This is a genomic window from Ruegeria sp. HKCCA5929, assembly GCF_013034525.1.
Classification (GTDB): Bacteria; Pseudomonadota; Alphaproteobacteria; order Rhodobacterales; family Rhodobacteraceae; genus Ruegeria.
The window spans coordinates 401375-420788 of sequence record NZ_WQGE01000001.1 but is presented as its reverse complement, the minus strand read 5'-3'; the positions used below and the strand labels follow the sequence as shown (position 1 = coordinate 420788).

19 protein-coding genes are annotated in these 19414 nt (G+C 57.1%); 3 read left to right on the top strand and 16 right to left on the bottom strand.

The features are described 5' to 3' along the window. Positions 1–59: 59 nt before the first annotated feature. The gene (locus tag GOV90_RS02045) at positions 60–812 is read right to left on the bottom strand and encodes a cytochrome c biogenesis CcdA family protein (RefSeq protein WP_171089861.1); all 753 of its coding nucleotides are present in this window, start codon (positions 810–812) and stop codon (positions 60–62) included. 106 nt (positions 813–918) lie between these two features. Here GOV90_RS02045 and GOV90_RS02040 point away from each other — a divergent pair, with 106 nt between their 5' ends. Continuing rightward, positions 919–1152 (top strand): sulfurtransferase TusA family protein, encoded by a 234-nt coding sequence (locus GOV90_RS02040; protein WP_171089859.1) that lies wholly within the window; start codon positions 919–921, stop codon positions 1150–1152. Between the two features lie 48 nt (positions 1153–1200). On the opposite strand, the gene GOV90_RS02035 is transcribed toward GOV90_RS02040, so the two are convergent. The 7 genes from GOV90_RS02035 to purC all read right to left on the bottom strand — a co-directional run bounded on the left by GOV90_RS02035 (position 1201) and on the right by purC (position 10699). Beyond that, complete coding sequence (locus tag GOV90_RS02035; RefSeq protein WP_171089857.1) at positions 1201–4089, bottom strand: ribonuclease E/G; 2889 nt, start codon at positions 4087–4089, stop codon at positions 1201–1203. Between the two features lie 497 nt (positions 4090–4586). Beyond that, a complete protein-coding gene (locus GOV90_RS02030) occupies positions 4587–5921 on the bottom strand; it encodes a sigma-54 dependent transcriptional regulator (RefSeq protein ID WP_050603452.1) in 1335 nt (444 codons plus the stop codon). 12 nt (positions 5922–5933) lie between these two features. Next, positions 5934–7679 (bottom strand): ATP-binding protein, encoded by a 1746-nt coding sequence (locus GOV90_RS02025; protein WP_171089855.1) that lies wholly within the window; start codon positions 7677–7679, stop codon positions 5934–5936. Between the two features lie 69 nt (positions 7680–7748). Then, positions 7749–8417 carry a phosphoribosylformylglycinamidine synthase subunit PurQ gene (gene purQ / locus GOV90_RS02020; protein WP_171089853.1) on the bottom strand — a complete coding sequence of 223 codons (669 nt, stop codon included), beginning with the start codon at positions 8415–8417 and terminating at the stop codon, positions 7749–7751. A gap of 11 nt (positions 8418–8428) precedes the next feature. Continuing rightward, complete coding sequence (locus GOV90_RS02015) at positions 8429–9472, bottom strand: zinc-dependent alcohol dehydrogenase family protein (protein ID WP_171089851.1); 1044 nt, start codon at positions 9470–9472, stop codon at positions 8429–8431. A 4-nt stretch (positions 9473–9476) separates the two neighbouring features. Next, the gene (gene purS / locus GOV90_RS02010; protein WP_117872765.1) at positions 9477–9707 is read right to left on the bottom strand and encodes a phosphoribosylformylglycinamidine synthase subunit PurS; all 231 of its coding nucleotides are present in this window, start codon (positions 9705–9707) and stop codon (positions 9477–9479) included. A gap of 236 nt (positions 9708–9943) precedes the next feature. Further along, positions 9944–10699, bottom strand: a complete 756-nt coding sequence (purC, locus tag GOV90_RS02005) for a phosphoribosylaminoimidazolesuccinocarboxamide synthase (protein WP_171089849.1) — start codon at positions 10697–10699, stop codon at positions 9944–9946. A 187-nt stretch (positions 10700–10886) separates the two neighbouring features. Here purC and GOV90_RS02000 point away from each other — a divergent pair, with 187 nt between their 5' ends. Both GOV90_RS02000 and bmt read left to right on the top strand, forming a co-directional pair. Next, positions 10887–11204: a DUF1476 domain-containing protein gene (locus GOV90_RS02000; RefSeq protein ID WP_171089847.1), complete on the top strand. Its 318-nt coding sequence runs from the start codon at positions 10887–10889 to the stop codon at positions 11202–11204. Positions 11205–11325: 121 nt separating this feature from the next. Then, positions 11326–12339: a betaine--homocysteine S-methyltransferase gene (bmt, locus tag GOV90_RS01995; protein WP_171089845.1), complete on the top strand. Its 1014-nt coding sequence runs from the start codon at positions 11326–11328 to the stop codon at positions 12337–12339. Between the two features lie 6 nt (positions 12340–12345). On the opposite strand, the gene GOV90_RS01990 is transcribed toward bmt, so the two are convergent. The 8 genes from GOV90_RS01990 to GOV90_RS01955 form a co-directional block, all read right to left on the bottom strand. Then, positions 12346–13122, bottom strand: coding sequence for an enoyl-CoA hydratase-related protein (locus tag GOV90_RS01990; RefSeq protein WP_171089843.1), 777 nt, complete (start codon positions 13120–13122; stop codon positions 12346–12348). Positions 13123–13197: 75 nt separating this feature from the next. After that, positions 13198–13653 (bottom strand): cytochrome c-type biogenesis protein, encoded by a 456-nt coding sequence (locus tag GOV90_RS01985; RefSeq protein WP_171089841.1) that lies wholly within the window; start codon positions 13651–13653, stop codon positions 13198–13200. Next, the gene (locus tag GOV90_RS01980; protein ID WP_171089839.1) at positions 13650–15614 is read right to left on the bottom strand and encodes a heme lyase CcmF/NrfE family subunit; all 1965 of its coding nucleotides are present in this window, start codon (positions 15612–15614) and stop codon (positions 13650–13652) included. The genes GOV90_RS01985 and GOV90_RS01980 overlap by 4 nt, the downstream gene beginning before the upstream one ends. Positions 15615–15689: 75 nt before the next feature. Beyond that, a complete protein-coding gene (locus GOV90_RS01975) occupies positions 15690–16268 on the bottom strand; it encodes a holin family protein (protein WP_171089838.1) in 579 nt (192 codons plus the stop codon). Further along, complete coding sequence (locus tag GOV90_RS01970) at positions 16259–16870, bottom strand: holin-associated N-acetylmuramidase (RefSeq protein ID WP_171172808.1); 612 nt, start codon at positions 16868–16870, stop codon at positions 16259–16261. Before GOV90_RS01970 ends, GOV90_RS01975 begins: the two co-directional genes overlap by 10 nt. Positions 16871–17019: 149 nt before the next feature. Then, positions 17020–17466 carry a cytochrome c maturation protein CcmE gene (gene ccmE, locus GOV90_RS01965; protein WP_171089834.1) on the bottom strand — a complete coding sequence of 149 codons (447 nt, stop codon included), beginning with the start codon at positions 17464–17466 and terminating at the stop codon, positions 17020–17022. Positions 17467–17473: 7 nt separating this feature from the next. Beyond that, complete coding sequence (argC, locus tag GOV90_RS01960) at positions 17474–18502, bottom strand: N-acetyl-gamma-glutamyl-phosphate reductase (RefSeq protein ID WP_171089832.1); 1029 nt, start codon at positions 18500–18502, stop codon at positions 17474–17476. A gap of 94 nt (positions 18503–18596) precedes the next feature. Beyond that, on the bottom strand, positions 18597–19406 hold the full coding sequence (locus GOV90_RS01955; protein ID WP_171089830.1) for a glutamate racemase: 810 nt from the start codon (positions 19404–19406) through the stop codon (positions 18597–18599). Between the last annotated feature and the right edge of the window lie 8 nt (positions 19407–19414).

The following is a 19414-nucleotide window of genomic DNA, read 5'->3' as shown; positions in this document are numbered from 1 at the left end:
CTTACCTTCTGCCGTGCAGGTTAACGCAGGCTTGAGGTCAAGGTAAGGGGGTCAGCGGTTCATCCAAAATTTGCCAATGCCGGGAAGGTTTCCAGCAACCACCAGCTGAACCGTGTGAACAGACCGGTGATCAGCATGATGCCCACGAACAACAGCAATCCACCCATGACCTTTTCGATCGTACCCATGTAAGGCTTGATGCGGTTCATGACGGTCATCGATCGGTTCAGGAACATAGCCGCCAGAAGGAATGGAATACCCAGCCCCGCCGCGTAGACGCCCAGCAATACCGTACCACGGGCCACTGATGCCTCATTCGCCGCCAGCGATAGGATCGCACCCAACTGAGGCCCAATGCAGGGCGTCCAGCCAAAGGCAAACGCCAAACCCAGAATATACGCCCCAAAAACCGAGCCACCGGAATCACCGGTATCGATCCGCGCTTCGCGGTCCAGAAACGGGATGCGGAATACGTTCAGGAAGTGAAGGCCAAACACGATCACCACCGCACCCGAAAGCTTGGCAAAAAGCACCTGATTCTGAAGAACAAACGCCCCGAAGGCAGACGCGGTAAAGCCCAAAAGCAGAAAGACGGTCGACAGACCCATCACAAAGAACAATGCCGACATCGTTGCCTTGCGCCGCGCACGGGCCTCGTCCTGCATCTCGTTGATTGTGACGCCGCTCATATACGCCAGATAAGGCGGCACGATGGGCAGCACGCATGGTGACAGAAAGCTGATCAAGCCACCCAACAGCGCGACAAACATGGCGGGCAACAGTCCCGCGTCTATGATTTCAATTCCGAACATGTCTCTGCACATAAGTGATGAATGTCGATCCGTCACGGGGCCATTCAGTCACATCCTCGTGGTTGGAATCTGGACAATATTTCAACTTGGTCCTATCCCGAAATGCATGACCGATATAACAGATACATTGGACGCCCTTGGGCTTTTGTGTCCTCTGCCCGTCCTCAAAGCCCGCAAACGGCTTAAATCCTTGCCTGCAGGGGCCGTACTGCGGGTGCTGGCCGATGATCCGGCGGCCATCGTCGATGTTCCACATTTTTGCTCCGAAGCCGGACATACGCTGCTGTCTCAGGAACTTGACGGGGCGCATCAGGTTTATCTGATCCAAAAAGCCGTCTAAAAATCCTTCGGATTACTAAAAAGGCGGGCTCCTCAGCCCGCCTTTTCATTACTTGCCCAGCGACCACCACCCGCGTCGCTTCGGCTTGGCGGGGCCTGGTTCCGGTTCTTCTGCTACTGTTTCCAGCACAGGCTCAGGCGTCTCTTCCACAGGAGCTTCTACTGCGGGCTCAACCTCATCAGCAGTGACCTCTTCAACCGCTTGCGCCGCGAGTTCTTCCACAACACCAGACGTCTCTTCGGCTGGCGCATCCTCGACACTGGCCTCTTCTGCGTTCACCGGTTCCTCTGGTGCAACATCAACAGTCTCAGCTTCCGCCTCAAGAGTTTCGCCTTGTTCCTGAGCCACCTCGGGCACCTCGGCCTCAGGGTTTTCTGCAGCGTCCTCGGCCACAGGCGCCTCAGCTACGGTCTCAGCTTCAACACCTTCAGTTGCTTCAGCCTGTTCAACCGTTTCCTCGGCCGCAACGTCCTTTTTCCGGCGACGCGGAGCACGTTTACGCTTGGGCTTGGCAGGCTTTTCTTCCTCTGCCGCTTCCGCTTCTACGACGTCAGCCGCACCTTCTTCATCGGCGGCATCACCAGAAGCGTTCTCCTGCGCCTCTCCTTCGGAGCTTTCGTTGGATTGCTCTGCGGCATCACCATTGCCCCCACCCTTCTTGCGCCGACGACGGCGACGTTTGCGCTTGGGCTTGGCATCATCTTCGGTTGGGGTGGTATCGTCCTCGACCTCTTCCTCGTCAGACGAGTCCACCATGTCCATCAGAGACGCATCCACAGAAACGACAGGCGCAGTGGCTTCAGGCACAATCCGGCTGGCGGTTTTAAATTTCTCCATCGAGAAATCGGGGCTCACCAAGTGGATGTCGCCTTCGATCCGCACAGACAGGCCATACCGGGCTTCGATCTGAGCAATGTGCTCACGCTTCTGGTTCATCAAGAAGTTGGCAATGCTGACCGGGCAGCGCACCAAAACTTCACGCGAACGACGGCGTGTGCCTTCCTCTTCGATCTGACGCAGAATCGACAGAGCCATGTTGTCGTCCGAACGGATCAGACCTGTGCCGTGACATGCCGGACATGGCTGCGTCGTGGCCTCGATCATTCCGGGGCGCAGTCGCTGGCGACTCATTTCCAACAAACCAAAGCCCGAAATCCGGCCGACCTGAATACGCGCGCGGTCAGTTTTCAGCTTGTCCTTCAGACGTTTTTCCACCGCCGCGTTATTCTTGCGCTCGTCCATATCGATGAAATCGATGACGATCAGACCGGCCAAATCCCGAAGACGCAGCTGGCGCGCTACCTCTTCGGCGGCCTCCAGGTTTGTCTTCAGCGCGGTCTCTTCGATCGAGCCTTCTTTGGTCGCGCGCCCCGAGTTTACGTCGATGGCGACCAGAGCTTCGGTCACACCAATCACGATATAACCACCGGATTTCAGCTGAACCGTCGGGTTGAACATGCCCGCCAAATAGCTTTCCACCTGATATCGCGCGAACAAAGGCAGGGCATCTTCGTACCGTTTCACGTTCTTGGCGTGGGACGGCATGATCATTTTCATGAAGTCCTTGGCGATGCGATAACCGCCTTCGCCTTCAACAAGAACCTCATCAATGTCTCGATTGTAAAGATCGCGGATCGACCGTTTGATCAGATCGCCTTCCTCATAGATCTTCGCTGGCGCAATCGACTCCAGCGTGAGCGCGCGGATCTGTTCCCACAAACGCTGCAGGTATTCATAATCACGCTTGATCTCGGACTTGGTGCGTTTAGCACCCGCAGTGCGGATGATCAGACCCGCCCCAGTCGGCACATCAATGTCCGCCGCGATTTCTTTCAATTTCTTGCGGTCGGCGGCGTTGGTGATTTTGCGGCTGATACCGCCACCGCGCGCGGTGTTCGGCATCAATACACAATAGCGACCGGCCAAAGACAGATAGGTTGTCAGCGCAGCGCCCTTGTTGCCGCGTTCTTCCTTGACCACCTGCACCAGCAGGACCTGACGAACCTTGATGACTTCCTGAATCTTGTAACGACGCGGGCGCGGTTTGCGTGGCGGACGGATGTCTTCGCTGTCATCTTCGTCAGCTACAGATTCAATCGAGTCGTCTTTCGACGAGGCATCGGCGCTCTTGCCTTCAGCATCCTCGTCATCCGCACCCTGATCGCCGTCTGCATCTGCAGCAGCTTCACCCGAGGTCTCAACATCGTCAGAAGCAACCGCCTCATCCGCCGATGCGCTATCAGCTTCTGCGCTTACTTCTGTCTCATCGCTTGAGGCCTCACCAGCGTCTTTACTGACTTCACCTGTTTCGTCACCGGCTTCTTCGGGCGATGCAGACGTGTCTTCCACCTCAGAAACAGATTCTTCTGCCGCGTTATCTGACGCAGTTTCTGCCGAAGTCGCATCGCTGTCTTCCGGCTCTTCTACCGGTGTTTCAGCCACGATCTCCATCGGAGAGGTTCCCTCGGGCACCTCTGCATCTTCGCCATCGGCCAAATCGATGGTTTCCATACCGGTTGGCTCGGTAGAAACCTCCATTGTCTCAACCGGATCGTCCGACTTCACATCTGCCGCCTTGGAACGCGACCGAGACCGCCGCTTTTTGGGCTTGGCTTCTTCGGCTTCGTCACGCGCCTTCATCGCCTCGGCATAGGCGCGCTCTTCCTCCATCAACGCCTCACGGTCGGCGACGGGGATCTGATAGTAATCCGGATGAATTTCCGAAAAGGCCAGGAATCCGTGACGGTTCCCACCATAGTCGACGAACGCCGCCTGCAGCGACGGCTCAACCCGTGTTACTTTTGCAAGGTAGATGTTGCCAGCAAGCTGGCGCTTGTTTTCGGATTCAAAATCGAACTCCTCGACCTTGTTTCCGTCGACCACCACGACGCGGGTTTCCTCCGCGTGGGTGGCATCGATAAGCATTTTCTTAGCCATGTTTCCTTGGTGCACCGCGCCAAACGCGTTGTCCTGACCTGTCCAGGCGGACAGGCGCTTTTGGGGAGGTGTCTTGTCTGGGCGATTTCAGACGGCGCGCGGCAGGGTCTGGCGCTGTGGCCCCCTGCCCGGTCTCTCAATCGTTGCGCGCGCGTCATCGCGGTTCTTCTCCGACAGGCGCAGTTTCTGCAGCCCGCCCATTTATTCCTTTCACCCGACGTATCGGGCTCAGGTACTCCACTGCCCGCAATCGGGGCACAATCGGTCTGCTTCGCAGCGAAATTAACGTGCAGCAAAGCAGCGAAACTCAAAGATTCGGGACTTAAGAGCGCTAAAAAGGCCCGGCCCGTCCGAACACAATAAAAGCAGTCCTGTGGAAAAGACAATGGGCAAACTGCATCAAGACCGCCGACGCAGCGCGGGATCTCTTCATCTGGCCCAAAATACCTCGGGGGAGTCGCCAAAGGCGACGGGGGCAGAGCCCCCATTCGCAACGGTTAAAGATAGTCCGACCGCTGAAGTCCGTATTTGGCCATCTTCTCGTTCAACGTCCGGCGCGGCAGGCACAATTCGTCCATGACCGACGCGATCGACCCCTTGTGGCGGCGCATTGTATTGTCGATCAGCATCCGCTCGAACGCTTCGACATATTCCTTCAACGGCTTGCCTTCGGTGGTCATCACTGGCTGCATCTCTTCATGGTCGGACATCAGCAACGACGCAATCGTTCCTGATCCTCGACGTGATTGCAGCACGGCACGCTCGGCAATGTTGATCAGTTGCCGCACATTGCCCGGCCAAGGCGCTTGCAGCAGCTGCGCCGCTTCCTGCGCACTGACCTGAGGGGCATCGCAGCCATATTCCTCTGCAAATTGCTCGCTGAGGCGCGTAAACAGGGTAAGAATGTCCTCACCCCGCTGACGAAGTGGCGGCATGGTGATCCGCAATGCCGCCAACCGATAGAACAGGTCGGGGCGCAGAACGTCTTCGGATGTCTTCCCCGCTTCCTGCAGGTTCGAAATCGCAACAATCCGCGTTTCAGCAGGGGTGCCCTGCTCGTTCATCACGCTCAGCAGTTTGGCTTGCAAGGTATCGCTCAGCGCCTCGACATCTTCCAGTACCAGTGTCCCGCCGCGTGCTTCTTCGATGGCCGGCAGTTGCGCATCCTCGGGCATCATCGGGCCAAACAGGCGTTTGGCCAGCGCGTCTTCCTCCAACGCGGCGCAGGACACCAGAACAAACTTCTTGCCTGCGCGGCTACCCACCGCATGCAGCGCATGCGCCACCAGCGTCTTGCCGGTTCCCGTCTCACCGTCGATCAACACATGACCGTCGGCTTGCCCAAGATCCAGAATATCCTCACGCAGCCGCTCCATTACGGGGCTGGCACCGATCAGCTTGTTCATGATCTGCGTGCCACCCGACAGCTCACGCCGCAGCGCCCGGTTGTCCAGTGTCAGACGGCGTGCATTGCTGGCGCGTTTGGCCAGTTCGGACATGCGATCAGGGTTAAACGGCTTTTCAAGGAAATCGAACGCACCGACGCGCATCGCCTCAACCGCCATCGGAACGTCGCCATGCCCCGTGATCATGATAACTGGCAGGGTGCTGTCGGCCCCCATCAGCTTTTTCAAAAGCTGAATGCCATCCATCCCCGGCATCTTAATGTCCGAAATCACAATCCCCGGATAATCCGGTCCCAGAACCTTGAGCGCATCTTCCGCGCTGGCAAAGGTTTCAGTGTCGTATCCGGACAAAGCAAGCCACTGGCTGATCGACTGGCGCATGTCCTGTTCGTCATCCACAATGGCAATTTTCATGGCCTGTGCCATAGTCATTCCTCGTTATTCCGCGGCCTCAAGGCCGTCGCTTCCCAGTGCCGGCAACTGCATTTCGAACACCGCGCCACCATATTGGCCGTTGCGCGCAGTCAGCCGTCCCCCATGGTCGTTCACGATCCCCGACGAGATGGCAAGCCCCAGTCCAACCCCGTCGCCAGGCTGTTTGGTAGTATAGAACGGCTCGAACAGGTTCTCGATATCTTCGATACCGTGCCCGTTGTCCCGCACGGTCAGAACCGCCATGTCGCCCGCCGCCAGGATGATTTCCACATCTGGCTCTGCCACTGATTTGGTGGCATCCAGCGCGTTTCGCAAGAGGTTGACCATCACCTGCTCGATCCGCATCCGGTCCCCCATCACCATGACAGGTTCTTCCGGCAGGATCTGAGTGATCTTCACATGACGCTGACGCAGTTGCGGCTCCATCATGGACAAGGCCGAGGCCAGCGCTTCACCAAGGTTTACAGGCGAAAACGCATCCGCCCCTTTGCGGGCATAAGACTTGAGCTGGCGCGTGATCGCCCCCATCCGCTCGATCAGACCGTCGATGCGTCCAAAGCTGGCAAGCGCCTCTTCCGGTCGGTTGCGCCGCAACAACAGACGCGCCCCGGCGAGATATGTTTTCATTGCAGCCAGAGGTTGATTAAGCTCGTGACTGACCGCAGCCGACATCTCGCCCAAGGCGGCCAGTTTCGAACTTTGCGCAAGGGTCTGTTCCGCCAAATCCAGCGTCTTTTCAACCCGTTCCCTCTCAGCAATTTCCCGCTGTAGCCGTGCGTTCAATGCGCGAAGCTCTGCCGACTCGCGCTGAAACAGCGCCATGCGAAGGGTCGCCCGACGGCTGAGCGCATAAAACGTCAGCGCCAGAAGAATCGCAAATCCCATGATTTCCAGCGCAAGCACACTGTTCACCTTTTCGCGGATCGACTCAAAGGTGGTGAACGACGTCATTTGCCAACCCCGGAACGGGATGCGTGTTTCCATGCGCATCACGGCCTCGCCTTGCAGGTAGGCGTCCGGCGGCAAAGCCGTCCAATCGGTTGTGGCCCGAATGGCGCGTTGAATTGCGCCTTGCGGCGGTTGCCGCAGCATCGCCGTGCTCTCTTCCAACCCACGCCAGCGGGGCTCGGTGGACAGGATGATGGTTCCGGTACTGTCGGTGACCATCACCGCGTCCGAAATACCGGCCCAGGCGCGTTCGAATTTCTGAAGGTCGACCTCGACAACGATGACCCCCAAAATTTCCGATCCGTTTTCCAGTCGCCGGGAATAGACGAAGCTGTATCCGCCGGATTCCCTGGGAATGACCGAAAAGATCGTGGCATTAGACCGGATGGCATCCACATAATAAGCTGTATTTCTGTGCCCTTCACCCAGCTTGTTCCGATCCGTTGCGGCAACGGTTCGACCATCGCTGTCCAAAAGCATCAGCGAGGCCGCGCCAATTTCTTCAACGAAGGAAATCAGGCGCTGGGTCGACAACGTATAATCACTGGATTGCAGCGCTGAAATCAGGGTCGGGTCTCGTGCCAGCAACTGTGGCACGATCGAGTTTCGACGCAACTCACTCAGCAGGTTACCGGAATACAGGGCCAGTCGCAGCTCTGCCCGGTTTCGCGTTGATTCCGTGAACCTGTCGGTCAACAGGCTATTGGTAATCCAGACCGTGGTAATAGTCGCAAGAAGAAGAACAAGAACAGCAATGCGCAACCGCCAGCCCAGCGGAGCACCGCGAAGCGGTTTCAACATATTTGACCAAGCTGATCGCACGTCCGAGTTCATGGCCAGACGTTACGCGCGGGCGCGCGCGACCTCAAGTCACGCTGCTTCAAACACGCCTGACAATGCGCGGAACAGCGCCACTCCGTCCGTGCCACCATGCCCTTCATCTGCTGCACGCTCGGGATGAGGCATCATCCCAAGTACACGGCGGTTTTCGGACAGGATGCCAGCGATGTCACCGACTGAGCCATTGGGATTCTCGGTATAGGTGAACGCGATGCGGTCCTGATCCTTCAGGGCCGCAAGTGTTTCGTCATCCGCGAAGTAGTTGCCGTCATGGTGCGCGATTGGGATACCGATCACGTCGCCTGCATTATAGCCCCCGGTAAACACGCTGTCGCTTGTTTCGACCTTCAAGCCCACTGTTTTGCAGATGTATTTCAGACCGGCATTGCGCAACAACGCGCCAGGCAGGATGCCGGTTTCCGTCAAAACCTGAAATCCGTTGCAAATACCCACGGCATAACCGCCGCGTTCGGTATGCTCGACCACCGCCTTACAGATCGGAGATTTGGCGGCGATGGCACCGCAGCGCAGATAGTCTCCATAGGAAAAGCCACCCGGTACGCCCACGATATCAACACCGTTGGGCAAGGCCGCGTCTTTGTGCCAGACCATATCAACCTTGAAACCGGCCTGTTCGAATGCGACGGCGAGGTCTCGGTCACAGTTGGATCCGGGGAATACGATTACGGCTGCGCGCATGGCGGGCCCTCCTACGAGACAAAATCTGTAACCACTGCAACGCCCGGAGGGGTTGGGTGGTCAAAGTCGGCAAGCTCAGCACTCACCTGGTTAAGAGTTATTTTGCGCGTGACCAGCGGGCTCAGGTCAATCCTGCCCCCGGCGATCAGCGACAACAAAGACGGGTAGCGCCAGCTTGGCATGCCCCGCGTTCCGAAAACAGAAAGCTGGCCGGAATAAAGCACGTCCATCGGCAAAGCCATCTGTGTGTGATCACCGGCCGGCATGCCGATCTGCACCATGCGGCCCATTTTGCGCAGTGACCGCATCGCAGATACGGTTGTGACTTCGATGCCCAAAGCCTCAATCGCAACATGCGCGCCGCCGCCAGTGATGTCTTTTACTGCCTGCGGCGCGTCACATGTTGTGGCATTGACAACCGCATCAGCCCCCAAAGACTGTGCATAGCTCAGCTTGTCATCCACAATGTCGACCACGACGACCCTTGCGCCAAGGGCCTTGCCCAAAAGCAGCGTGGAAATCCCAACACCGCCGCCGCCGAAGACAGCAATCCATTCCCCACCCTGAACCTGCGCCCGTCCGACCAAAGCCTGCCAGGCCGTTGTCACACGACACCCCAAGGCTGCAGCAACTTCGGGCGCAATGCTGTCAGGCAGTGCTGTGAGGTTGGCATCCGCATGGGCCACTGCGATATATTCAGCAAAAGCACCATCACAGGTGAACCCAGGAACAATCTGGTCATTGCAGATTGTCTGGTGCCCCTGCGCGCAGTCTGCGCAATGCCCGCAAGCCAGAATGAACGGCGCGATGATCTTGTCGCCCACCCGCCAGCGGGTGACCCGAGAACCGACCGCGACAACCTCACCACAATATTCATGACCGGGTGTCATCGGAAGGATTACGTCCGGGTCCGCGCCAGACCATGCATGCCAATCGGATCGGCACACGCCACACGCCAAAACCCGAACCACAACACCATCTTCGGCGGGTTCAGGATCGGGCACGGTCGCAACCTCAAGCGGTTGACGGTAGGTGATCAGACGCGCGGCCCGCATTCGATCAGACCAGTTCGATCTCGTAGCGTTCGATGACGGTGTTGGCCAACAGCTTTTCGCACATTTCGGTCACATCTGCCTCGGTCGCGCCATCAGCCAGTTCAAGGTCAATCACTTTGCCCTGACGGACACCTTCGACCTGATCAAAGCCCATTGCGCCCAATGCGTGCCGAACTGCTTCGCCCTGCGGGTCCAGCACCCCGTTCTTGAGCATCACATGAACCCGTGCTTTCATTTTGGCAACTCCACCTTCGGGCCGCTATCCATGGCCCATTTCGTTGCGCGGGGGATAGCGTGCCTGACCGTTTTCGACAACCCTGTTTCCCAAGCAGTTTGCCGCAGTTGTCATCACGCAAAGCGACTCTTTTGGTTGATAATCAACAGATGAACCTGCCCAGACCGCAAAAACCAAAATGCGCCGTGTTTTTTGCCGCGGCGCATTTTAGTTGAAACAAAAGTTCCCTGAACGGGTCAGTTGATCAGTGTCGGCTTGGTGACATTGGTATTCGGCAGCACACCCAAACGGCGCGCAACTTCTGAATACGCATCGGTCAGATTGCCCAGGTCACGACGGAACACGTCTTTGTCCAGCTTCTGACCGGTTTCGATGTCCCAAAGGCGGCAGCTGTCGGGGCTGATTTCGTCAGCCACGATCAAACGCTGATAATCCCCTTCGAAAATGCGTCCGATTTCGATCTTGAAGTCCACAAGGCGGATACCAACCGCCAGCATCACACCGCTCATGAAGTCGTTCACGCGCAGCGCTAGGCTGAGGATATCGTCCATGTCCTGTTGGCTGGCCCAGCCAAAGGCAGCGATATGTTCTTCGGTGACCAGAGGATCACCCAACGCATCGTCTTTATAGCAGTATTCAACGATCGGGCGCGGCAGCTGTGTCCCTTCGGCTATGCCCAGACGTTTAGACATCGATCCGGCGGCATAGTTTCGAACGATCACTTCCAACGGAACGATCTCGCAATTGCGCACCAGTTGTTCGCGCATGTTCAGGCGGCGAATAAAGTGGTTCGGAATACCGATCTGAGTCAGGCCGTTCATGAAAAATTCGGACAGGCGATTGTTCAGCACACCTTTGCCGTCAATCACATCCTTCTTTTCAGCGTTGAATGCTGTGGCGTCATCCTTGAAATACTGCACGATCGTGCCCGGTTCGGGGCCTTCATACAAAATCTTGGCTTTGCCTTCGTAGATTTTCTTGCGACGCGCCATAAGCGACCTTTCCAGTCTGAGCAAAGGGAATGAGTCCCCTCTCGTTGGCGTCCTCATAGTGCAAGCACTCTTTTCCCGCAAGTTCATGTACCCGAGAGGCTTTGACGCAGCGCAAATACCTTGCGCCCGGGACGTCGTATGGTCATATCATCAGGAAAGAAGATGTAACCCAAGAGGTCCTCACCCAATGACCACGTTCGACGAACGCGAAAACGCCTTTGAAGCCAAGTTTGCCCATGATGAAGAAATGCAGTTCAAGGCGCAGGCCCGCTGCAACAAACTGCTGGGCCTGTGGGCGGCAGAAAAGCTGGGCAAATCCGGCGCAGAAGCCGAAGAATATGCCAAGACCGTAGTAGTCGCCGACTTCGAAGAAGCCGGACACGAAGACGTTGTCCGCAAAGTCGCCGGTGATCTGGGTGATTTGTCTTCGGCCGAAGAAATCCGCGCCAAGATGGCCGAGATTCTGCCCGAAGCCAAAGCTCAGGTCATGAGCGAGGCCGACTAAGGTTTTCTTACACAGCTCATGATCTTCATGAGTTTTATGAATTTGATTTGACGCCCCTGTCATGTGACATGGGGCGTCTCTATTTTTAACGGCGCTTTGCGCCTTTTTCTGGAATAACCCAATGACAAACGCGCTGAGCAAGCTTCTGGGAACCAAAGATGCCATTTTGGCTGATGGTGCGACCGGGACAAATCTGTTCAACATGGGCTTGCAGTCTGGTGACGCACCTGAACTTTGGAACGTGGACGCCCCCGCCAAGATCCGGGCGCTGTATCAGGGTTCGGTGGATGCGGGCAGTGACCTGTTTCTGACCAACACCTTTGGCGGTACGTCCGCACGGCTCAAGCTGCACGATGCTCAGAATCGCGTGGGCGAGTTAAACCGCATCGGCGCTGAACTCGGACGCGAGGTGGCAGACAAGGCCGGGCGTCCCGTCGTGGTTGCAGGATCTGTTGGACCAACCGGTGAAATCATGGAACCGGTCGGCAGCCTGACGCATTCCGACGCGGTGGAAATGTTCCACGAACAAGCAGCAGCGCTGAAAGAAGGCGGAGTTGATGTGCTCTGGGTGGAAACCATCAGCGCCCCTGAAGAGTTCCGCGCCGCGGCCGAAGCATTTGCACTGGCTGACATGCCGTGGTGTGGCACGATGAGCTTTGATACCGCTGGGCGCACAATGATGGGTGTGACCTCGGCCGATCTGGCGCAAATGGTCGAAACGCTGCCCAACCCACCCATCGCCTTTGGTGCAAACTGTGGAACCGGCGCATCAGACATTTTGCGCACAATTCTGGGCTTTGCCGCTCAAGGCACAGAGCGTCCCCTGATCTCCAAGGGTAACGCGGGCATTCCGAAATACGTGGATGGTCACATCCATTATGACGGCACGCCCGAACTTATGGGCCAGTATGCAGCTATGGCACGTGATGCCGGTGCGACAATCATTGGCGGTTGCTGCGGAACAATGCCAGATCACCTGCGTAAGATGCGTGAAGCTTTGGACACAACCTCGCGCGGCGAACGCCCGACTTTGGATCAGATCACTGATGCGCTGGGTCCGTTCACGTCGGCCTCTGATGGAACGGGCGACGAGGCTGTCCCTGAACGCCGCACGCGCCGCCGCCGCCGCGCCTGAAGTGAATTAGCGCCCTTCGAATTTCGGAGGGCGTTTTCCCATGAAAGCCACCACACCTTCGGCGAAATCGCGCGAGCGACCACATTCGCCCTGCAGATGCGCTTCGGTCGCAAGCTGCTGAGGTAGTGTATTTTCATAAGTTCCACGAATGGCCTGTTTGATCGCGCCGTAGGCTGCTGTCGGACCATTGGCCAGATATTCTGCCCGTTTCCGCCAATGCGCTGCGAAATTGTCATCAGGTACAGATTCCCAGATCAAGCCCCAGTCATCCGCTTGTTGCGCGCTGATCTTGTCGGCGAACAACGCCGCACCCATCGCCTTGGCCAGCCCCATCTGGCGCGGCATGAACCAGGTTCCTCCGGCATCCGGCAACAAACCGATCCGCGCAAAGGCTTGCAGGAAATAGGCGCTTTCAGTTGCGATCACGACATCCGCGCAAAGGGCGAGGTTCGCCCCTGCCCCGGCCGCAGCACCGTTTACAGCCGCAATTGTGGGAACCGGACAGCTGTGGATCGTTTCCAGCATTGGTTCGTATTCGTCGCGCAAAGACCGCTCCAGATCGATCTTGCCTGTTGAAGAGGCATCGCCCAGATCCTGCCCGGAACAAAAAGCGGGACCAGCGCCGGTGATCACGATGCACCGGGCTCGGGTTGCCGCGTCTTTCATTGCATGGGTAATTTCAGCGCGCATCTGAGTTGTCAGAGCGTTCATTTTGTCAGGTCTGTTCAAGGTCAGAACCGCCAGACCGTCCGTAATGTCCAGAACAACTGTTTCGTAATGCATGAAAACCCTCCCGTCGCGCCAAGCGTTTTCGAACACTTACTGGCCCAAACAAGAAGGTAAAGGCAGAACCAAACGTCAGTCTTCAAGAATTCGGCGCAGACGCTCCTTTTCGTCTTCACTCAGCGCCGTGCTTTCAACTGACGCATGAGCTTTGGCACGGTTGCGTAGAAAGTTCAGCCCAACCCCAGCCGCAATCAACAGCATGATAGGGCCAGCGAGCCAAAGGAACAGGTTCGAGCCGCTGGTGGTCGGCTTAAGCAGAACGTATTCACCGTAGCGATCCACGATAAACGCAATGGCCTGTTCGTCGGTATCACCTGCAACCAGACGTTCCCGCAGCAACAAACGCAAATCACGCGCCAGATCGGCGTTGCTTTCGTCGATGCTTTCGTTCCGACAAACAAGGCAACGCAATCCGGTGCTGAGGTCGCGAGCCCGTTGTTCCAGCACAGGATCATCCAAAACCTCGTCCGGCTGCACCGAGAACACGGGTGTCGCCAGCATCATCAGGATCAGTACAAGGCGTTTCATTCTGCGGGTACTCCGCCAACCGGTGTTTTTCGCGCCCCTGCAGCCACCCGGAACCGCCTGTCACACAGGCTGAGGATACCGCCAAGTGACATCAGGATGCAGCCAGCCCAGATCCAGTTCGCGAGCGGTTTGATATAGGTGCGCATGACCCAGCCCCCATCTGCCTGTTGATCACCGATCACAACGTAAAGATCACCCAGGAAACGGTAATCAATCGCGGCCTCGGTCGTGGGCATTCGGGCAACCGGATAGTCCCGCTTTTCAGGGTGAAGTGTCCCAATCGGCCGTCCATTCTTTTCAACCAGAACATCTGCCGTGGTCGAGAAATAGTTCGGCCCTTCAACCAACCGTACGTCTTGTAGAGTCAGCTTGAACTGCCCCACTTCAAAGGGCTGATTAGGTTGCGCGACGCGAATATCTTCGGCCTCCCAAGCGGTCAGACCAGCCACGGCAAAGATGGTGACGCCCAGACCCGTATGCGCGACCGCTTTACCCCAATCTGCACCCGGCAGGCGGAACAGGCGTTTCAGGCTGCCGTTGCGGCCCGTGCGGCTCCACAAATCGATGGCGGCCCCAAACGTAATCCACGCCCCAAGGAACAGACCCACCGGCCCCAGCGCGCTGCGTCCGGTCTGCATCGCCCAAACAAGCAACGCAATCGCCAGCGCCAGCCCAAAGGCGTAACGCAGAGACCAAGCCGTCTTTCCAATCCTTCCACGTTTCCAAGGAAGCATCGAACCGATCGGCAGGATCAGCCCGAGTAGCACCATAAACGGAGAGAATGCGGCGTTGAAAAACGGAGCCCCGACCGAAAGCTTCCGGTCGAACATCATCTCGGCCACCATTGGCCACATGGTGCCCACAAAAACAACGAAGCAACTGACGGCCAGCAGAACATTGTTGGCCACCAAAGCGCTTTCGCGGCTGACCATGCCAAAGACGCCCTTGGCCTCCATCGCTTGGGCGCGCGCGGCAAACAATGTCAGCGCCCCACCAATGAAGAACACCAGGATCATCAGGATGAACACACCACGTTCAGGATCGGTGGCGAAGGCATGAACCGAAGTCAAAAGACCCGAACGCACAATGAACGTGCCGATCAGTGAAAACCCGAACGCGATAATCGCCAGCAGAATAGTCCAGCTTTTTAGCGCCTCGCGCTTCTCAACAACAATGGCAGAGTGCAGCAAAGCAGCCGCCAGAAGCCAGGGCATGAACGACGCATTCTCGACCGGATCCCAGAACCAGAACCCACCCCAGCCCAATTCGTAATATGCCCACCACGACCCCAGCGCGATACCAATGGTCAAAAAGACCCAGGCGGCCAATGTCCAGGGCCGTACCCAACGCCCCCATGCTGCATCGACACGCCCTTCGATCAGGGCTGCGATGGCAAAGCTGAACGCCATGCTCAGCCCGACATAGCCGAGGTACAGAAAGGGCGGATGAAACGCCAAACCCGGGTCTTGCAACAGCGGATTCAGGTCGCGCCCGTCAAACGGCGCAATTGCAAGTCGGTCAAACGGGTTCGACGTGAACAGGATAAAGGCAAAAAACACGACCGCTATAGACGATTGCACCGCCAGCACGCGGGCCTTGAGCGTCGGCGGCAACCCACCTCCAAAGAACGCGGCCAATGCGCCAAACAAGGTGACAATCAACACCCACAGCAACATGGATCCTTCGTGGTTCCCCCATGTGCCACTGATCTTGTAGATCATCGGCTTGGCCGAATGGCTGTTTTCAACCACGATCCTCAGGGAAAAGTCCGACACGACAAAAGCCCAGATCAACGCACCGAAGGAAAACGCCGTCAGCAGGAACTGAACGATGGCGGAAGGCTCGGCAAATGCCATCCATCCGGCCCAACGTTTAGAAGCCCCGATCAAGGGCACGACACTTTGCACGATGGCGACAAAGAAGGCGAGGATAAGGGCGAAGTGGCCGAGTTCTGTAATCATGCCCCGGAATATACTCCGGGGCCAATCCGGGGGCCAATAACTTTCGCCCGATCCGGGGGCACATAGTGTCGCGGGTCACGCCCTGCGATGCTTGCGCCAATCGTCCAGCGCCGGGTTGGCATCGGGGTGCGTAATGTCCTGCGACAAAGCGGAACCTGATCCGGGATCCGCAGCGCCCGGACTATCGCTGCGCAGTTCGCGCAGCTGCTCGAGATTGTTCAGAACGGCAGGCAATCGCAACATGGTCGCACTGATATCCTTCTGAAACTCTTGCGTTTTCAACTGATGCCGCGCCCCAAAATAGAAGGACACGATGACACCCAACAACCACCACATGGGCTCTGGCACCAAGGCCATGCCCTGCATCCTTGCAGCAAACCACAACGGGTCCACCATGGCGGCCACAAACAAACCCAATGTTCCCAAGGCCAAAGCCGGGCGTGGCAACCGGTTTACCCCATCCATGAATCGGTCAAATGATCCTTTTTGTGCAGTTTGAAACTCACCACCAAACTGCAACATGGCCTGCGCTTGCGCCTCGGCACCTCTCTGCGCACTTGCTTCAGTGTTCTCACGGTAAATCTCAACGGTTTCCCGAACCGCGTTCCGCCCGTTCCCGAACAACAGCGCCAAAACACCCGAGATCACCCCCATGCCGCAACCCTTCCCAGAAACTCGGCGTCAGAAAGATGGTATCGCTCTGACAAAAACTCTTCTGCGCGTTTGATCCAGCCACCTTTGCCCCCCGACCGGCTGCGCGCATATTTTCTCGAGGCCGGTCGCCGATCAGCAAGGCGAAAATAGTAGTTCCGCCGCGCCACCCCGTAGGCATCCCGCAAAGCAATTGGCTCCGGCTGCGCTGCTTTTTCGCAAGCTGCTGCGGTCTTGGCACCAATTACGCCATCCACAACCACATTGAATCCCATGTCCCGCAACAACCGCTGCAGAATCTTTATCGCCTGCGCCCCGGCGTTCACATACATGTCAAAGACCGAAGCCTGCAGTAGATCAGGCAACCGCGAGATGCCTGGTTTCTCAAAGTAATGACGTACGAATATCTCGACCGCCTGCCGCTGGCTCAAACCCTGCACATCACGTCGATCAACCACATCGTCGCCATTCAAATCCAATCCCAAACGCCGCATAGTGTGAGTGGTTACGCCATATTTTGTGGCCCCACCGGGATCGTCCGGATCATCCACAAACCCGCCTTCCCGCGCCACGATCTCTTTCGCGATCTGCCGAACCGTTTGCATCATCTTCCCCAACTCGTTGATCAGAGCAACGGTCCTGCAAACGCCTTACAACACGGTAATTGCAAAGGGCGCTGCCCGCCTATTGCGCGCAACGCCCTGCTTCTTCTGTTCAAAAATACCTCTGCCAGAGGCACGCAGCGCAGCTGCGTTCAGCTTCCCTCTGCTTCTTTATAAACGCCTTGCTCTTTCAGCGCGTCCATAACCTCTTTCGGCATGTAGGTTTCATCATGTTTGGCAAGGATTTCAGTCGCTTCGAACACCCCGTTCACATAGCTTCCGGTGCCAACCATACCCTGGTTCTCGGTAAACAGATCCGGCAGGACACCGGTAAACGAAACCGGGACGCTCTCGCCCCCATCTGTAACCACAAAATGCACGGTTTCACCCTGCCCGCGAATGATCGAGCCTTCTTCCACCAGCCCGCCAATGCGGAACACCTCGGTCGGTTTCGGCGGCTCGGCAATCACCTCGCTGGGTGAACGGAAAAAGTTGATGCCATCCTGCAAGGCCCACCCAATCAAAGCCGTCGATGCCACCAAGGCAACGACCGCTACCAGAATGACTTGTACTCGACGACGTTTCTTGAGCGTTTTCATACCGTCCTCACGGGAATAGAGGGGCCATCATCAGGCCCAAAGTTTCATCCTCACCTAACATCAGGTTGGCGTTCTGCAAGGCTTGGCCACTGCTACCTTTTGTCAGGTTATCCAGCGCGGCAATCACGATTGCGCGACGTTCGATTCTGTCCGCGACCACTCCGATATGACAGAAGTTCGACCCTCTGACGTGATGGGTCGAAGGTGCCTCTCCCATAGGCAGCATCTGGATAAAGGGCTCGTCTGCATAAGTCTTTGCCAGCGTTTCATAAACGCTTTGTGGATCACCCTTTACATAGGTCGTTGCCAGAATGCCCCGGTTTGCCGGAATCAAATGCGGCGTGAACTGTACATGCACAGTGCGACCTGCAAGCTTCGAGAATTCCTGATCAAACTCACCCAGATGCCGGTGCGTGCCACCGACTGCGTAAGCATTGGCACCTTCACTAAGCTCTGCGTGCAGCAGGTTTTCCTTCAGCGACCGGCCAGCGCCCGACACGGCGCATTTCAGATCCAGCACAATATCATCCAGATCAATGACACCGGCAGAGATCAACGGACGCAGCACATACTGCCCTGTCGCCGCGTTGCAGCCTGTACCAGCGACCAACCGCGCTGACCTGATTTCATCCCGATAGAACTCGGTCAGACCATAAACGGCTTCTTCCTGCTGTTCCAAAGCGCTGTGCGGGTTGCCATACCACTTCTCATACTCATCCGGGTCCTGCAGCCGGAAATCCGCTGACAAATCAATGATCTTCAAGTCTTTCGGCAGGTCCCGGATCACCTCTTGGCTGGTTTTGTGCGGCAAAGCGCAGAAACACAGATCAACATTGGAAAAATCGATCTCGGAAATCTTGCACAGATCCGGCAAGTCCATGTGCCGCAGATGCGGAAACACCTGCGCCATGCTCATGCCCGCCTTCCGTTCGGCAGCCAAAGCAACAATGTCCATGTTCGGGTGCTCGGCGATCAGCCGCACCAGTTCAGCGCCGGTGTACCCAGAAGCGCCCAGAATTGCGATTTTGTGGGTCATGTCAGACCTCTTCTTTGCATGTGTCACATATCACGACCGCCGATGTGACGGTCTTTGAATTAGAAAATTCGGGGAAGTGCGTCCTTGACCTAAATCAGGCCGCCTCGAACGAGATTTGTCGTCGGAGGAATTGCGTTGCACGATCACTGACAAAACCCGGCTTGCCCGTGGTCAGGTAGCCACCTGCGCCATCACCCAACGTATTGGGGTGGCGTTGCAGATAATCGGCCAGGCTTTCGGCCACCAGATCCCCTTGGCTAAAGACCTGAACATCTGAACCCAAGGCGGCCTGAAAGGTCTCGGCCATCAACGGATAGTGTGTGCAGCCTAAAATCGCGGCCTGCGGCTCGGGCATTTTTCGTTTCAAAGCATCCACATGGCTACGAACCAGAGCCTCCGCCAGGATCATGTCGCCATCTTCAATAGCATCGACCACGCCGCCACAGGCCTGCGCCTCGACATCCACACCGATTGCGCGGAATGCCAGTTCCCGTTGAAAGGCCCGGCTGGACACAGTGGCAGGCGTGGCGAACAACGCCACGTGCTTGACAGCCACTTCGCGTGGTGGAGAGTTGTCCCCCCATTGCCGCTCGGTCAGCGCTTCGATCAAGGGAACAAAGACGCCCAGCACCCGCTTGCCGTCGGGCACGCCTTCTTCCTGCATCCGTCGCAGAGCGGCAGCGCTTGCGGTGTTGCAGGCCAGAATCACCAGATTGCACCCGCGATCCCACAGCTCGTGCACGGCTTTGCGGGTCAGCTGATAGATATCCTCGGCATCACGTACACCGTAAGGTGCATGTGCACTGTCCGCAAAATACAGGAAATCCACGTCGGGCAGCCGTTGCTGCGCGGCGTTCAGGACGGTCAGACCGCCCAAACCGGAATCAAAGATACCTACTGCCATTTGCCCCT